Origin of the sequence: Pantoea sp. JK (assembly GCF_026130245.1) — a bacterium.
Lineage (GTDB): Bacteria > Pseudomonadota > Gammaproteobacteria > Enterobacterales > Enterobacteriaceae > Pantoea > Pantoea trifolii.
In genome coordinates this window covers 614,681-630,252 of record NZ_JAINFN010000002.1, presented here as the reverse complement: position 1 = coordinate 630,252, position 15,572 = coordinate 614,681, and the positions used below count along the sequence as shown (strand labels likewise).

Below are 15,572 nucleotides of genomic sequence, written 5' to 3'. Positions count from 1 at the left end.
ATCAGCCAGGCATTCGTCGATGAGTTCAGGCGAGAGCAGATCGGAGAGCGCGGAGAACTCTTTGGGCGTAAAGTTAAGAACGGCATCGAGAGCCTGACTGAGTAACATAAAAAAATCCGTAATCCCTGTGAGATTACGGATTTTTGCAGAACTGGAGGATCGTTCAACCGATCATTTCGGGCTTAACTGATCGGCATTACGCCATAAATGGCGACCCTACAAATCACAACTGGAACCGTAACGCCATGCCAAACGCTTGCTCGGCACCGACAATAATCGCCGACGCTTCCTCGCGGAACGGCACGTCGCCGAGCAGCAGGCTGGCTTTCACTTTGCGCAGATCCGTGGTGCGTAAGCTCAATCCTGCCATGCGCGCGCTGCCGTCGTAATCAATCGGCAATCCGGCGAAGCGCTGTGTCACATATTCCGCAGAGGCAAAGCGCACCGTCGCCACGCCCGCTTTGAGCACAAACGCGCCTTCCTGACAGGCGGTGAGTTTATCGGCACCGAACAAGCGGCTGTAAGGCTGGGCGGCGGCGGCGGGATCCTGCGCCACCACCACGAACTCGACGATATCGCTCACGCCATTGGGATGGACGCGCCACGCGTCCTGCCATACCGAATCCGGCGTGTCATGCTGGCAAAAGAAGCTGCGACCGTTCGGCACCAGTGACGGGCGCAGCCGCACGGTGCGAAAACGCGCGTCCTGCTCGGTGCCGTCCGGCAACGTCACGGGGCGGAAAAAGCTCGCGGGCAGATCGCCGTCAATGTCCTGGCTCTCCAGATAGCGCCACACCGCGTCGGCATCCTCGGTTTTCCACACTAAACCGCTGAGGCCAATCGGCGACTGCCATAAATCCTGGCGCAGATTGCCGCGCCCAGCTTCAAACCCCAACAGCTCCAGATAGTTATCACCAAAAATTGCCAGATGATTACTGGAGCCGAGCGAGTGATGGCCGCGCTCGGTCAGCTGAAATCCCAGGCGGCAAAATAGCGCGCTGGCGTCATCCAGCTGGCTGGCAACGTTGATCACCACGTGGTCGAGATGTGGAACAGGTACAGAAATCGTCATCGCTTTTCTCCTTGCTCTTAGGGTCACGATGCCAGCGCCTGTTGCTGGCGCAGCGTCAGCAGTGCGCGCTGGGCCAGTTCAGTGAAGTAATGCACCGCCGGTTCCAGCATCGCTTCATCCGGATCGAATCCGGAGTGATGCAGGCCAAATTCACTGGCGCTGCCGATGCTGACGAACGCGCCTGGCAGCTGCTGCAGGTAGAAGGCGAAGTCTTCGCCGCCCATTTGTGGCGTGCCAACTTGGGTTTGATAGCCTTGCTCAGCTGCCAGATCCAGCGCGAAATCGGCCCATTGCGGCGTGTTGACCAACGAAGGCGGCCCTTCCTGCCACACCAGATCCGTCTGCGCGCCAAATCCGGTGGCGATGCCATTGATCAGCGCTGTGATTTTCTGTGGGATCTGCGCGCGAATCGCCGCGTTGTGAGTGCGCACCGTGCCTTCCAGTTCCACCGTTTGTGGCAGCACGTTCCAGCTGTTGCCTGCGGTAAAGCGCGTCACGCTGACCACCACCGATTCCAGCGAACTGAATACGCGGCTCGGCAGCGTTTGCAGCGCGGTGACGATGTGACTGCCAATCATGATGCTATCAATGCCTTCATGCGGACGCGCGGCGTGCGCGCCTTTGCCGGTGATAGTGATTTGGAAGCGATCGACGTTGGCATAATAAGCGCCGCCGCGCGTGCGCAGCGCGCCGGTCGGCAGATCCGGCGCGTTGTGCAGCCCAAAAATCGCCTGTACCTCTTTTAGCGCGCCCGCTGCGATCAGCTGCTTCGCGCCGGTGAAAATCTCCTCGGCAGGCTGAAACAGAATGCGCACGCGGCCGGGCAGTTGGGATTCGATGCGTTTCAGGTGCTGCGCGACACCCAGCATCACGCTGCTGTGCAGATCGTGGCCGCAGGCGTGCATCACACCCGGCTGCTGCGATCGCCACGCGTGATCGCTTTGCTCGTCGATGGGCAGGGCGTCGATGTCGGCACGCAGCGCAATCAGCGGTTCGCCGTGACCAATTTCTGCCACAACACCGGTTTTCAGCTCCAGCGGCAGCAGCTTGACGTTCAGCTCCTGCAGCCAGCGGGTGAGGCGTTTAGTGGTGGCAAATTCCTGATCCGAAAGCTCGGGATGCTGATGCAGCTCGCGTCGCCAGCGCACCAGCTGTTGATGGGAAAGATCCGTCATGGTCATCCTTGTGTGTGTTCAGGTAAGAAAGGTTCGCCGAGCGTCAGCATCAGACGGTTCGCCCAGGCAAAGAAGGCGGCGGATTGAATCAGGTCCAGCAGCGCCAGCGTGCTGAATCCCTGATCGCGCAGCGCCTGCAGCTGTTTCAGGCTGGTGGCGGCAGGCGTGATCGATAAGGTGGCGACCAGATCGATCTGCGCCGCCCAGCGCGCCGATTGTCCGTGTGACAGCTCCGCGCCCGGCGCGACATTCAGCAGCTTCTGCACCGACGGTTCATCTTTCGACAGCTGGCTGGCTTTGCGCGCATGCACCGAGGCGCAGTAGATGCAGCCGTTGACCTTGCTCACCACCGTGGCGGCGAGTTCTCGCTCGGCGCGTGAAAGTCCGCCTGCGGTGTAGAAGATGCCTTTATCGGTTAGCGTGCGCTGCTCGAGCAGCGGCTGATTGCGGCCCAGCAGGCGGAAGTAATCAGAGTCGCTGTGGCCGAATTTCGCCAGCGTTGCCTGCTCTTCAGCGCTAAATTCATGCAGCGGTTTCGCCGCCAGCCACGGTTCCCAACCCAGTTCCTGTTGGGTAAAGGCGGTGAGGGCGGTTTTACCGCTGACGGTGAGCGGCGCATCGTGCCATTTACCGGCAACCGCATGTGGCTGCGACGCCGTCTCTTCGCCGTTGAGCAAACGCAAACCCGCGAGTAAGCGGCTCTGGAAGCTGACAAAGGCAATCAGTTGCGCCAGCGTGACGATACCGCGCGGCGACCAGCCGGCAGTTTGCAGTTTCTCGATGTGCTGCGGCGCGGCATCAATCGGATGCAGGCTCAGCAGTTCCGCAAACGCCAGACCCGCAGCGAAGCGCGCGTTTTGCGGCTGATCGTGCTGGCGGTAATGCGCTTCAAGACTTGACGCACTATGCCAGGCCGCAACCTGCGCGGCGAGGGCGAAGCGCTCTGCTAACGGCAAATCTTCATCATCTTGCGAAAACAGCACGTCGTAGCTGCCTTGGGTATGCTGGGTGGCGGCATGACGCTCGGCACGGGCCTGCGCCAGTTCAGACGCAGGATCGATATCCGCCAGCGCGGCCAGTAAATCTGTCGGTTGAGACATGAAATTCTCCAGTTTAACGTTAGAAGGTCACCATAAATGGCGACCCTACAAACCTTGCGTAGGGTCGCCATTCCTGGCGACCGCTAATCACCTAGCCACGCAGCGCGGGCGCAATATGTTCCGCAATCAATTCGATGGAACGCAGAATGTCGGCGTGTGGCGGATCGATGGAGTGCCCCTGGAAGCTGATATCGGTGACGCGTTGCAGCGACGTATCGGCGAGCAGCGATTGCCGCACCTGGTCGGCATCGCCGAAATGTGCATCCAGCTGACGCGCCTGTTCGTCCAGCGTGTGGCCAATCACATGTCCTGATTCGCGGAAATGCTGCGCCTGGCGCTGCAAGCCCGGTTCGGCAAGGCGGCGCGCGTAGTCACGGGAATCAGCCACAAAAGCGGTGCGTGAAGCCAGAATGCGCGGCGCAATGCCCGCCGGTAATGCCGCCAGATAGGCATCGATCATCGGGTTCTGAATCTGATCCAGCGGCAAATCCGGCTGGCCAGCCGGACGCGGCTGGGTGCGCGACAGCATCAAACCGTGTCCGGCTTGTCCCGCGCGCGCGGCACCTTCCACCGAGAAGGTGGCGATCCACACGCGCTGCGCCAGCGTCGGCGCAGCGGGATAAAGATGGTTATCCGGATGTCCCAACGTATCGCCGCGCCAGGCGCTCAGCAGCTGATGCAGATGATCGGCAAACACGCTGGCGCGCTGATCGATGGTGATGCCGAATGGCAGAAACGAGGTCGCGGTGCCGCCCGATCCTAAACCGACTTCGAGGCGACCGTTGCTTAGCAGATCCAGCACCGCCGCATCTTCGGCGACGCGCAGCGCGTTCTCCATCGCCAGCGTGATGATGCCGGTACCAAGGCGAATGGTGCGGGTGTGCGCGGCAACGTGGGCCAGAAAAAGCAGCGGAGACGGCAAGCCGCCTTCTTTCTCGTGAAAGTGGTGCTGCGCAATCCATGCACTGTCAAAACCGTTGCGCTCGGCGTGCTGAATCTGTTCAGTTGCCAGGCGATAGCGCTGTTGTGCGCTGGTGTCATCCAGCAGACGGGTGAAAAATCCAATGCGTTTACGCGTCATGCAGACTCCTTAATCAGCGGACGGAAAGCGGGAATCGCGTCAATCAGCGATCGGGTATACGGATGCTGAGGCGCGTTAAATAGCGTGACGGTGTCACCTTGCTCCACCACTTCACCGGCGCGTAGCACGGTGACGCTGTGCGCAATGCGGCGCACGGTGGCGAGGTCGTGGGTGATTAACAGATAAGTGAGGCCGAGCTCGCGTTGCAGTTGTTGCAGCAGTTGCAGAATTTGCGCCTGAACCGTGACATCCAGCGCCGAAGTCGCTTCATCCAGCACCAGAATCGCCGGTTGCAGAATCAGGGCGCGGGCAATGGCTACGCGCTGACGCTGGCCGCCGGATAACTCACGCGGTTTGCGCGTCAGCAACTCCAGCGGTAACGCTACGCGCTGCGCCACGGCGGCGACGCGTTCTCGACGCTGCTCGCTGCTGAGCTTCTCAAAGTTACGCAACGGTTCCTCAATAATGGCGAACAGCGTCTGGCGCGGATCGAGCGAGGCAAACGGGTTCTGATACACAAACTGAATCTTGCGGCGCAGCTGGCGTTGCGCTTCACCGCGCAGCGCGGTGGCGTCGATCCCATCAATTACTACGCGACCGCTGTCGGCCTGCTCAAAGCCTAAGAGAATGCGCGCCAGCGTGGTTTTCCCCGAGCCGGATTCGCCGACTAGCGCGTGCGTGGTACCGCGCGCCACGGTGACGCATACCTCTTTCGCCACCTGTAACTGCTGCTGGCGACCCAGTGAAAACTGTTTATTGATGCCGGAGAGCTGAATCGCCGGTGACGAGAAGTTGGCTTGTGTCGGCACGGACAGCGCGCTGTCGCCTGGATCGGCATCCTTTAATAGCTGCCGCGTATAAGCATGTTTCGGCGCGTTGATCACCTGCGCCGCCGGGCCTTGTTCCTGCACTTCGCCATGACGAAATACCAGCAGGCGATCGGCGCGTTCTGCCGCTAGCGCCAAATCGTGCGTGACAAACAGCACTGCCGTGCCAGATTCACGGCGCAGCACATCCAGCAGATCGAGAATGCGTTTTTGCACCGTGACATCCAGCGCGCTGGTGGGTTCATCGGCAATGATAATCTGCGGACGCAGGGCGAGGGCGATGGCAATCAATACGCGCTGTTTCATGCCGCCGGAGAGCTGATGCGGATACTGCTTGAGGCGCTGTTCCGGATGGCTCAGTCCTACTTTTTGCAACAGCTCCAGCACGCGTTGCTGGCGTTCGGCCTTGCTGATTTTCAGGTGCAGCTGCAGCATTTCACCGACCTGATCGCCAATGGTTTTCACCGGATTAAGCGAGTTGCCCGGATCCTGCGGCACCAAGCTGATGCTGACGCCGCGCAGGCTATCAAGACGTTTTGATGACCAGCCAGCGATATCGGTGCCGTTCAGCACAATCCTGCCGCTGTCACGGCGGCCGTTGTCCGCCATCAAACCAATAATCGCCTGCGCGGTGGTGGTTTTGCCGGAGCCGGATTCCCCGACCAGCGCCACCATTTCACCGGGCTGCAACTCAAAGCTGACGTTGTGAACCACCGCGCGCCACTCGCCGCGCTGGCGATAGCTAAGGGTTAAATTTTCAATGGCTAATAACGCGCTCATGCGTCACCTCCGGCCAGTTGACGGCTAATGCGGTTAGCGGCCAGCACCACGGCGACCACCACAATGCCGGGGAAAGTTGTGAGCCACCACGCGGTCGCCAGATAGTTACGTCCTTCAGCGATCAATAATCCCCATTCGGGCGTTGGCGGCGGCGTGCCGTAGCCGAGAAAGCTCAGCGTCGACAGCGCCAGAATCGCCTGACCAAACTGCAAAGCGGCGAAGGCGATCACCGCCGTCAGCGAGTTGGGTAGAATGTGGCGCCACAACACGCGCCAGAAACTGCCGCCACTGCCGTAAGCCGCTTCGACGAATTCACTGCGGCGCACGCGCACCACTTCGCCGCGCGCCAGGCGGGCAAAACTGGCAATTGAGGCGATGCCCACCGCCAGCGCGGCGTGAACGGTGCCGAAACCCAGCAAAATCAGAATGCTGAGCGACAGCAGCAGCGAGGGAATTGACAGCAGCACATCGACTAAGCGCATCAGCCAGTTCTCGGTGCGCCCGCCCATCGCGCCTGCCAGCACGCCGAGCGTGGTGCCACCAATCAGCCCCATCGCCACGGCTGCGACCGCCGCCGACAGCGACTGTGACGAACCATAGATAATGCGCGTGTAGAGATCGCGGCCTAGCTGATCGGTGCCGAGCCAGTACGCGGCCTGCGGCGGCAGACGCTGCGCGCCGGGCACGCCTTCCGTCGGGCTGAAATGGGTAAACAGGCCAGGCGCAAACGCCGCCAGCAGCGCCAGCAGCATTACGCCCCACGCCAGCCACAATCCGGGCTGGATGTTGAGCACGCGCGGTGTGCTGATTTTTTGCCGTGCAGTTGAATATTCGACCAGGCTCATCGGTGTCCTCCGGCAATGGATTGCAGACGCGGATCGAACAGCGGCATCAGCGCATCGACCAGCAGGTTAATCAGCACAAACGCCAGCGCCGAAATCATCACCACCGCCTGTAATACCGCGACGTCCTGATTATTCACCGCCTGCTGCGTCAGCTGACCGACGCCGCTCAGGCCAAACACCGTTTCTGTAATCAGCGCCCCGGCGATCAGTTCACCGAGCAGCAAACCCGCCACGTTCAGCACCGGCAGCAGCGCATTGCGCATCACGTGATGCCACAGCACATGGCTTTCGCTGGCGCCTTTGGCGCGCGCCACCGCCACAAACGGCTGGGTTGACACCTGATCGATGCTGCGCAACAGAATCTGCGCCAGCGGCGCGGAGATCGGGATCGCCACGGTAATCACCGGCAGAATCAAACCCTGCAGCGCCGAGGGATTGATCACCGGGATCCAGCGCAGCTGGAAGGAGAACAGCTGAATTAGCGCGATGCCGAGCCAGAAGGTTGGCAGCGAGATAAACAGCGCCGGTACCGATTGCAGCACGGAACGCAGGACTCGCAGCGCTGGCAAACGCGATAACGCCGCCAGCGCGAACGCGATAATCGTTGCCAGCGCAAAGCCGAGCAGCGCCAGTTGCAGCGTGGCGGGCAGGTTGCTGATCAGCTGTTCGCTGACCGGCACGCCCGCCTGCACCGAGTAACCAAAATCACCGCGCAGCATCGCCAGCAGCGTGTGCACGTACTGCTGCCAGAGCGGATTATCCGCGCCGTAAGCCAGTCGCATTTCGGCGATTTGATCCGGGCTGAGGCCCAGATCCGGATTCTGAAACTTGATCAGCACCGCATCGCCGGGCAGCACCTGCAGCAGAAAGAACGACAGGGTAAACGCGGCCCACAGCACCAAAACGCTTTGACCCACTCTTCGCAGCAGTGAACGTTGCATCATTAACCTGCCTTAGTGTTTTTCCAGCCACGCGCCGTAGAACGACGGACGACCCACAGCTTCAAAATTCACGCCTTTCAGCCAAGGCGCACCGGCAAACACCTGCGGTTCTTCAAAGATCGGAATCACATAGGCCTGATCGAGCAGATAACGCTGCGCATCGCCGGTCACTGCCAGACGCTTCGCCGGATCGACTTCCGAGGAGATAGCCAGTAACAGCGTGTTGAGTTTGTCGTCGCGGAAGTTCTGCACCTTGTCGCTGGAGCCGCCTTTCTGCAGCAGCGCATCGCGGTTGGTTGGATAGAACTGGCTCTTCACCACGTCAGGATCGGCGCGGCCCACTTCGGAAACGGTAAGCGGGGTTTTTAGCGGATCGAGGTTATCCAGCACGCGGCTGCCGGCATCACCGGCTTTCACCGCCAGCGCAACGCCAACCTGACGCCACTGTTGTGCCACCAGCTGCAGCACCTCTTTGTTTTGCGGCTGCGGCAGCGATTCATAAATGGTCAGCGCCAGTTTCTTGCCATCCTTCTCGCGGATGCCGTCGCTGCCCGGTTTCCAGCCCGCTTCATCCAGCAGTTTTTTCGACAACGCCGGATCGAATTTCAGCTTGTCGGCCAGATTGACGTAACCGGCCGCCGAAGTGGCGATCACCGAGGTAGCCTGCGGATAGTTTGGTGAGAACAGGGTTTGCACCACTTGCTGCGCGTTGGTGGCGTGCAGCAGCGCCTGACGTACTTTCACATCACTGACCAGCGGGTTATCCGGGCGGAAGCTGATGCTGTCGTTGACGCCACGCGTGGGTGCAGCGTAAATCGGGAAGTTCTGTTGCTGCGCCTGCTTTTCGTCATAGGCTTGCACCTGACGAATAAAGTCGGCCTGACCCGCCAGCAGCGCGCCGATGCGCACGCTGTCTTCCGGCGTGACGATGAATTTAATGCCGTCGAGATTGGCTGGACCTTGCTGGGCGAGATTTTTCGGGCCCCATTGGTAATCTTTGCGCGCGGTTAAATCGACTTCGCGCCCGAGTTTTTCATCGCTGACCACAAATGGACCGGAACCGATAATATGACGCGCATCGCCGAGTTGATCGAAGCTACGTTGCAGCGTGCTGAGAGAAACCAGGCCCGAGCCAATCGTTGCGGTGCCCTGTAAAAAACCGGGAGACGGTTTTTTGAAATAGAATTTCACCGTCTGAGGATCAATAACTTCACTGCGGTCGTAATTGTTGATCACTTCGGAAACCGGCAGGCGCTGGGCTTTATTTCCCAGACCGTAAGTATCAAAGTTTTTGGCTACCGCATTGGCATCTAAGGGCGTGCCATCGGAGAAGGTGACGCCGGGACGAATTTTAAAGGTATATTCGGTTTTATCCGCGTTGCTGCTCCAGCTTTCGGCAATCCAGGGTTCAACTTGTAATGTTTTTGGATTCTGCCACGTCAGTTTATCGGTGATTTGATTCAGAATTCCGCCATTGGGATAAAAGCCACCGGCGGGGGGATAAAGGTTGGTATGCGCCTGTTGTTCGAGATAAACCAGCGTGCCGCCTTTAACCGGCGTGTCTGCCGCGTGGGCGCTAAAAATCCCTGAGAGCAGGGCCAAACTCAACGCCTGCAAGTGAAAATGCTTAGTCATGGTGTTTCCCTTTTTTATCAATAGCCCGACGGGCGGTTTTCATCATTGAATGCCGCACACGGGAGTTGAACCAAGGAATTGCACTAAGCTTTGCTAAAAAAAATAAATAGGCGTGCTGGTCATACGATGGGTTGCCATAAATGGCGTAATGCTTATTAGCTAAGCCAGCGGCGATGGCGCTGACCGGTGCCACTTTTGGTCCTGCGGTCCTCGCGCCGCTTACGCGGTACCTTCACTTCGCTTGTCTGCCTGACGGAGCGGCGGAGACGGGACGTCCTTGTCCCGGCTCCGCCTTTCGCCCGCGTCCTGCGGGCTCTCCTGGCTTCCTCGCTTCGTTCAGCGCTGTGGATTGCCGGCCCAAAAGCGGCCCCGGCCTGCTCCAAACCTTCAGTGCGTGTTGTTGAAAAGGGCACATTTGCCAGAGGCGCTGGCGCGTCTGCTGCGGCAAAAGGGCTATCCGCAGCGCTGAGGCTTTTACGTTGGGCCAGGAGCCTCACGCATGGATGCGTGAGGCAATTCGGGGCCGGCCAGGATGGCCGATCCCCGAATGGTCCGTCGGCACAATGTGAGAGCCGAAGGTACCGCGCTAGCGGCGCGAGGACGGCCCGTGACGCAGTAGATGTGTCAGAGCCCGCAGCAGAATTAAAGCACTGATTTGACCGGTTGTTACATCACGCCCATTAAACGCGGTAGCCAAAGCGATATCGCCGGAATATAGGTAATCAGCATCAGCACAATAAACAACATGCCATAGAACGGCAGCATGGCGGATACCACTTGCTCAATCTTCTGCTTGCTCACTGCGCTGGCGACAAATAATACCGTGCCAACCGGTGGCGTAATTAAACCGATGCCGAGGTTGGTTAGCATGATCATGCCGAAATGCACCGGATCGACGCCCAGCGCGGTGGCTACCGGTAACAGTACCGGGGTCAGAATCAGGATCAGCGGCGCCATATCCATTAACGTTCCCACCACCAGCAACAGCAGGTTGATACACATCAAAATCACATACTTGTTGCTGGAGAATTGGGTAAAGGCTTCGGTAATGATGGTCGGTAATTGCATAAAGGTCATCACCGCACCGAAACCGGCAGCGAAGGCGATCAACACCATTACAATGGTTACCGTTTTGATGGTGCGGAATACCAGAATATGCAATTGCGTCCATTTGAAATCACGGTAAATAAACATGGTGACAAAGAACGCCCAGATGCAGGCGATGGCCGCCGATTCTGAGGCAGTGAAAACACCCGAAAGAATCCCGCCGAGAATGATGAAAATGGTGAACAGGCCCCAAAACGCATCGAAGAAGATTTTCACCGCCTGCTTATAAGGGATGCGTTCGCCTTTGGGATATCCGCGTTTACGTGCAAAGCCAAGGCACATGACCATCAAACAGAAACCCAGCAGCAGGCCAGGAATAATCCCGGCGACAAACAGCGAAGAGATGGTGACAACGCCGCCGGTGGCGAGCGAATAAATCACCGAGTTGTGGCTGGGCGGGGTTAATACCGCCTGTACCGAGCCGCTGGCGGTCACCGCTGCAGCGAAATCACGCGGATAGCCTTTCTCCTCCATCTGCGGAATCATCACTGAACCAATCGAGGCGGTATCCGCTACCGAAGATCCCGAGATCGCACCAAAGAAGGTTGAGGCGACAATATTCACCAGCGACAAACCGCCGCGAATAAAGCCAACGAAAATATAGGCGAAGTTAACCAACCGCCGCGCAATGCCGCCTTCCGCCATAATCGCGCCAGCCAAAATAAAGAAGGGAATGGTCAGCAGCGAAAACTTGTTGATGCCGTTGGTAATCTGAATCACCACCGCTTCCAGCGGTAAGTCGATCCACCATGCGCCGATAAACGCGCTCAATCCAACGGCGAATGCCACGGGAAAACCCACCAGCAGCAACACCACCAAACTGCCTATCAAAATCAGTGCGTCCATTTTCTTCTCCGCTTAGTGGGTGCCGCCAAGAGTCACGATGGCGCGTTGGCTTTGATCGCCATTAACCAATCGCTCAATCACAAACAACAGCGTAAAGATTGCGCCAACCGGAATCGGCAAATACATTTCGCCGTAGGTCACCACCGGCAATGAGGCCAGCGTTTGCACCCACATCGCTTCGCACAGGTTGTAACTGGCGCGGAAAATCACCAGACAGGTGATGATCATCAGCGCATCAGACAACTTCAGCAGCCAGCGCTGATTGGCGGGCGAGAGCCGGTCGGTCATCATCGACACGCAAATATGCGTGCCGGCGCGGAACCCGACTGGCGCACCAATAAAGGTAAAGATGATCATGCAAATGATGGCGACCGGTTCGGGCCAGGATAACGCGTCGTTCAGCACATAGCGTGAGAAAATCCCGATGGGAATCACCGTCACCATGATCAACAAGGCAACGGCGGCAATCGCCATGCACAGCAAATAAAGCCCATCCATCAGACGAGAATATGCAGTCATAATGTTTACCTGATTAAAACGCCACGCAGGCACGTGGCGTGGGGAGGATTACTTCACATCAGCAATTTGTTTCATCAAATCCTGATAGTTGCCGCCAAACTGATCGCGCACCGGCTGCGTGGCTTTCATGAAGGTTTCACGATCGGTTTGCTGGAAGGTCACGCCACCGGCTTTCATCTTCTCGATGGATTGTTGGGTGTAGGTTGCCCAAAGCTGACGTTCTTCCTCCTGCGCCTCTTTACCTAATTTCTTCAGCAACGCCTGGTCATCCGCTGAGAGACGATTCCACAACGGTTTGGAGTAGAGGATCATTTCAGGCTGAATGAAGTGGCCGCTCAGGGTGTAATACTTCGCAACGGGCATATAGTTGTGGGCGACGAAGGTGGGTGGGTTGTTTTCAGTGCCATCGACTACGCCGGTTTGCATGGCGCTAAACACTTCGCTCACGCCCATGGCGACCGGATTCGCTCCCATCGCTTTCAAGGTCGCCAAAGAGATCGCACTGTTTTGCACGCGGATTTTCATGCCCTTAAGATCTTCGGGTTTGGCGATCGGTTTTTTGGTGATCATGTTGCGCACACCGGCGTCGGTCCAGCCGAGGAAAATCATGCGGGCGTTGGGATCGTTATCGAATTTCTCGACGATACTTTTCCCGATATCACCATCCAGCACCTTGTGCATATGATCTTCATCGCGAAAAACATACGGCAAGGTTAATACGCTGGTTTCCGGCGCGATGCTGGTGACCGGTGCCAGCGAAACACGAATCATATCAATCGCGCCCAGTTGCACCTGCTGCAGCGTTTGGTCTTCATCACCCAATACGCCACCGGCGTAAACCTTCATCTCTAACCGCCCGTCAGTGGCTTTTTTCAGCTTCTCGCCCATGTGTTCAAGTGCTACCACGGTGGGATAACCCGCCGGTTGTACTTCGGCCACTTTGATGACTTTAGCGGACGCCACGGCAGGGCAAAACGCTGCCGCAGAGGATAACGAAACGACCAGAAGTAATTTTTTAAACGTCATGCTTTTTCTCCAGCTAAGGGGGAGGCAGGAAGGTGCGGCGCATTGATTTTGTCGAGAGGTGCCGCGTGGTGCCAGCATAGAGAAAATAGTGGCTGGAAAAATAAGGGAATGGCGATTGGATGAATTGCGTCACATTTTGAAACGATGTTTTAATAATTTTATATTGAATATCACATTTTCAAAACATCACCACAACAATCCCTATTCAGCGGGGATAATTGTGTGTTTTCAAAGCAGTTTACACCAAACGGTCCAATCTATCTCCCTGATATGCATAAAGTAAATATAGATACGACAATATCATGTTTTACGAACCCGCCTTCTGCGCCACACACTACTCGCCATATTCATGACGATAAGGATAAGGCGCATGTCATACCGACTGAGTTTGCTGGATAAATCGCCGATTGCTGATGGAGAGACAGCCAGCCACGCGCTGCACCGCACGTTACAGCTGGCGCAGCAGGCGGAAAGCTGGGGTTATCACCGCTTCTGGTTGGCGGAACACCACAACAGCGATCGTCTGGCGAGCCCGTCGCCGGAACTGCTGATCGCCTGGATCATCGGCCAGACGCAACACATTCGCGTCGGCTCCGGTGGTGTGATGCTGCAACATTACAGCCCGTATAAAGTGGCGGAAAACTTCAACCTGCTGGCGTCATTAGCGCCGGGACGCATTGACGTCGGCGTCGGCAAAGCGCCAGGCGGCTTGCCGCTTTCGACGCGTGCGCTGCAGCTGGGCGTACATCTGCAGGAGAAAGGCAGCTTCGCCGAACAGTTGACGCTGCTGGATAGCTGGCTGCATGTGCCGCCGGTGGGCGACGAAGAAATTCTGCGCGCCACGCCGCAGCCGCCGCGTCCGGCCAATCGTTTCCTGCTGGGTGCCAGTGAAGAGAGCGCCAAACTGGCGGCGGAACTCGGCTGGCAGCTGGTGTTCGCTGCGCATCACAACGGCGATCCGCAATTAATGGAAAAAGTCCTTAACAGCTATCGCCAGCACAGCAACGGACAGCGCGCGCTGGTGGCGGTACAAGTGGTGGTGGCAGATTCTCCGGCAGAAGCCGATCTGCTGGTGGATAACCTGCGCGTGTATCACGTCAGCGTGAAAGATGGCCCAAGCGTGAATGTCGGCAGCGTCGAGCAGGCCGAACGCTACGTGCGTCAGGGCGGTTACAGCGATTACGTGATTGAACCGCGCACGCCGTCGCTGCTGAAAGGCACCGCCGCGCAGGTGCATGCCAAGTTGGATGCGCTGCATCAGCATTTCGGCATTGAAGAGTTTGTGATTGATACGCCGGTGGCTGAAGAGCAGGCGCGCGTGAAATCACTTGAACTGCTGGCCACTCACCGTTTAGTCACGGCTTGATTTGCTGCTTACGGAGGCAGGTATGACGCAATTTAGCGAACATCAGCTGATTGACTGGCGACGTGAGCTGCACAGCTGGCCGGAGTTATCCGGTCGCGAAGTCGAAACCACCGCGCGCCTGCGCCGCTGGTTACAGGACGCCGGTTTGCGTCTGCTGGATTACCCGCTGGAAACCGGCGTGATCGTGGAAGTGGGGCGCGGCGACACGCTGATTGCGCTGCGTGCCGATATCGATGCACTACCGATTCATGAAGCCACCGGACTGGCTTTTCGTTCGCGCAATAGCGGCGTGATGCACGCCTGCGGTCATGACGTACACACCGCCGTAATGCTCGGCGCGGCCTTGCAGTTGAAAGCCGTTGAAGATCAATTGCCAGGCCGCATTCGTATTCTGTTCCAACCGGCGGAAGAGAACGCCACCGGCGCTCGCCAGTTGATCAATGCGGGCGTTTTGGACGGGGTGCAGGCGATTTTCGGCATGCACAATGAACCCGGTTTGCCGACCGGCACCTTTGCCACACGCGGCGGCGCGTTTTACGCCAATGCGGATAAGTTTATCGTGCGCGTTTTCGGCAAAGGTGCGCACGCCGCGCATCCGGAAGAGGGCGTGGACAGCATTGTGGTCGCCAGCCAGATCATTCAGGCGCTGCAATCGCTCACCAGCCGCAGCTTTAATACGCTGGACAGCTTAGTGCTCAGCGTGACGCGCATCGACGCTGGAAAAACCTGGAACGTGCTGCCCGGCGAGGCCGAATTTGGCGGTACGGTGCGCACCCATGACAAACAGGTGCGCGCCGAGCTGGAACAGCGCGCCCGCACGCTGGTCGAGAACATCGCCGCCGCCAACGGTGCCAGCGCCACTTTTAGCTGGCATCCCGGTCCGCCGGTGCTGGAAAACGATGCGCGTTGGGCGCAGTTTGCCAGCAACGTGGCGCAGCAGGCGGGTTACCGCGTGCAGACCGCTGAGCTGCACCTCGGCGGCGAAGATTTCGCTTACTACTTACAGCAGATCCCCGGCGAGTTTGTCAGCATTGGCAGCGCGAGCGAATTTGGTCTGCATCATGGCGGCTTCAATCCCGATGAAGCGCTGATTGCCCCCGCTGCACACTACTTTACGCAACTGGCTCAGCAAGCGTTGCAGCACCTCAATGCGCGATGTCGTGACGCCATTCTGAACTAGCTCGATTCACTGATTTCATTTCGATTCTGCACGGCGACACGATGTCGCCGTCAGGCTGCGCTTTGGCAAAAG

General features: G+C 58.1%; 14 protein-coding genes. 2 read left to right on the top strand and 12 right to left on the bottom strand.

The window, feature by feature from the left end; all coding sequences use genetic code 11:
* Positions 1–223 precede the first annotated feature (223 nt).
* The 12 genes from PanJK_RS07450 to PanJK_RS07395 form a co-directional block, all read right to left on the bottom strand.
* Positions 224–1,072 carry a VOC family protein gene (locus PanJK_RS07450; RefSeq protein ID WP_265298536.1) on the bottom strand — a complete coding sequence of 283 codons (849 nt, stop codon included), beginning with the start codon at positions 1,070–1,072 and terminating at the stop codon, positions 224–226.
* 23 nt (positions 1,073–1,095) lie between these two features.
* Positions 1,096–2,247, bottom strand: coding sequence for an amidohydrolase (locus PanJK_RS07445; RefSeq protein WP_265298534.1), 1,152 nt, complete (start codon positions 2,245–2,247; stop codon positions 1,096–1,098).
* A gap of 2 nt (positions 2,248–2,249) precedes the next feature.
* A complete protein-coding gene (locus tag PanJK_RS07440) occupies positions 2,250–3,347 on the bottom strand; it encodes an alkylhydroperoxidase domain protein (RefSeq protein ID WP_256698807.1) in 1,098 nt (365 codons plus the stop codon).
* Between the two features lie 91 nt (positions 3,348–3,438).
* Positions 3,439–4,428, bottom strand: a complete 990-nt coding sequence (locus tag PanJK_RS07435) for a putative FMN-dependent luciferase-like monooxygenase (RefSeq protein WP_265298531.1) — start codon at positions 4,426–4,428, stop codon at positions 3,439–3,441.
* A complete protein-coding gene (locus tag PanJK_RS07430) occupies positions 4,425–6,035 on the bottom strand; it encodes a dipeptide ABC transporter ATP-binding protein (RefSeq protein ID WP_265298529.1) in 1,611 nt (536 codons plus the stop codon). The genes PanJK_RS07435 and PanJK_RS07430 overlap by 4 nt, the downstream gene beginning before the upstream one ends.
* Positions 6,032–6,880, bottom strand: a complete 849-nt coding sequence (locus PanJK_RS07425) for an ABC transporter permease (protein WP_265298526.1) — start codon at positions 6,878–6,880, stop codon at positions 6,032–6,034. Before PanJK_RS07425 ends, PanJK_RS07430 begins: the two co-directional genes overlap by 4 nt.
* Positions 6,877–7,821 carry an ABC transporter permease gene (locus PanJK_RS07420; protein ID WP_265298569.1) on the bottom strand — a complete coding sequence of 315 codons (945 nt, stop codon included), beginning with the start codon at positions 7,819–7,821 and terminating at the stop codon, positions 6,877–6,879. Before PanJK_RS07420 ends, PanJK_RS07425 begins: the two co-directional genes overlap by 4 nt.
* A 12-nt stretch (positions 7,822–7,833) precedes the next feature.
* The gene (locus PanJK_RS07415) at positions 7,834–9,456 is read right to left on the bottom strand and encodes a TIGR04028 family ABC transporter substrate-binding protein (protein WP_258145704.1); all 1,623 of its coding nucleotides are present in this window, start codon (positions 9,454–9,456) and stop codon (positions 7,834–7,836) included.
* Positions 9,449–9,649 (bottom strand): hypothetical protein, encoded by a 201-nt coding sequence (locus tag PanJK_RS07410; RefSeq protein WP_256698802.1) that lies wholly within the window; start codon positions 9,647–9,649, stop codon positions 9,449–9,451. The genes PanJK_RS07415 and PanJK_RS07410 overlap by 8 nt, the downstream gene beginning before the upstream one ends.
* A gap of 473 nt (positions 9,650–10,122) precedes the next feature.
* On the bottom strand, positions 10,123–11,409 hold the full coding sequence (locus tag PanJK_RS07405) for a TRAP transporter large permease (RefSeq protein WP_179452705.1): 1,287 nt from the start codon (positions 11,407–11,409) through the stop codon (positions 10,123–10,125).
* 12 nt (positions 11,410–11,421) lie between these two features.
* The gene (locus tag PanJK_RS07400; protein WP_256698800.1) at positions 11,422–11,928 is read right to left on the bottom strand and encodes a TRAP transporter small permease; all 507 of its coding nucleotides are present in this window, start codon (positions 11,926–11,928) and stop codon (positions 11,422–11,424) included.
* Between the two features lie 48 nt (positions 11,929–11,976).
* Complete coding sequence (locus PanJK_RS07395; protein ID WP_265298519.1) at positions 11,977–12,954, bottom strand: TRAP transporter substrate-binding protein; 978 nt, start codon at positions 12,952–12,954, stop codon at positions 11,977–11,979.
* A 370-nt stretch (positions 12,955–13,324) separates the two neighbouring features.
* On the opposite strand from PanJK_RS07395, the gene PanJK_RS07390 reads away from it, so the two are divergent.
* Positions 13,325–14,320 (top strand): MsnO8 family LLM class oxidoreductase, encoded by a 996-nt coding sequence (locus PanJK_RS07390; RefSeq protein WP_256698798.1) that lies wholly within the window; start codon positions 13,325–13,327, stop codon positions 14,318–14,320.
* Between the two features lie 22 nt (positions 14,321–14,342).
* Positions 14,343–15,500 carry an amidohydrolase gene (locus PanJK_RS07385; protein WP_265298515.1) on the top strand — a complete coding sequence of 386 codons (1,158 nt, stop codon included), beginning with the start codon at positions 14,343–14,345 and terminating at the stop codon, positions 15,498–15,500.
* Positions 15,501–15,572 lie beyond the last annotated feature (72 nt).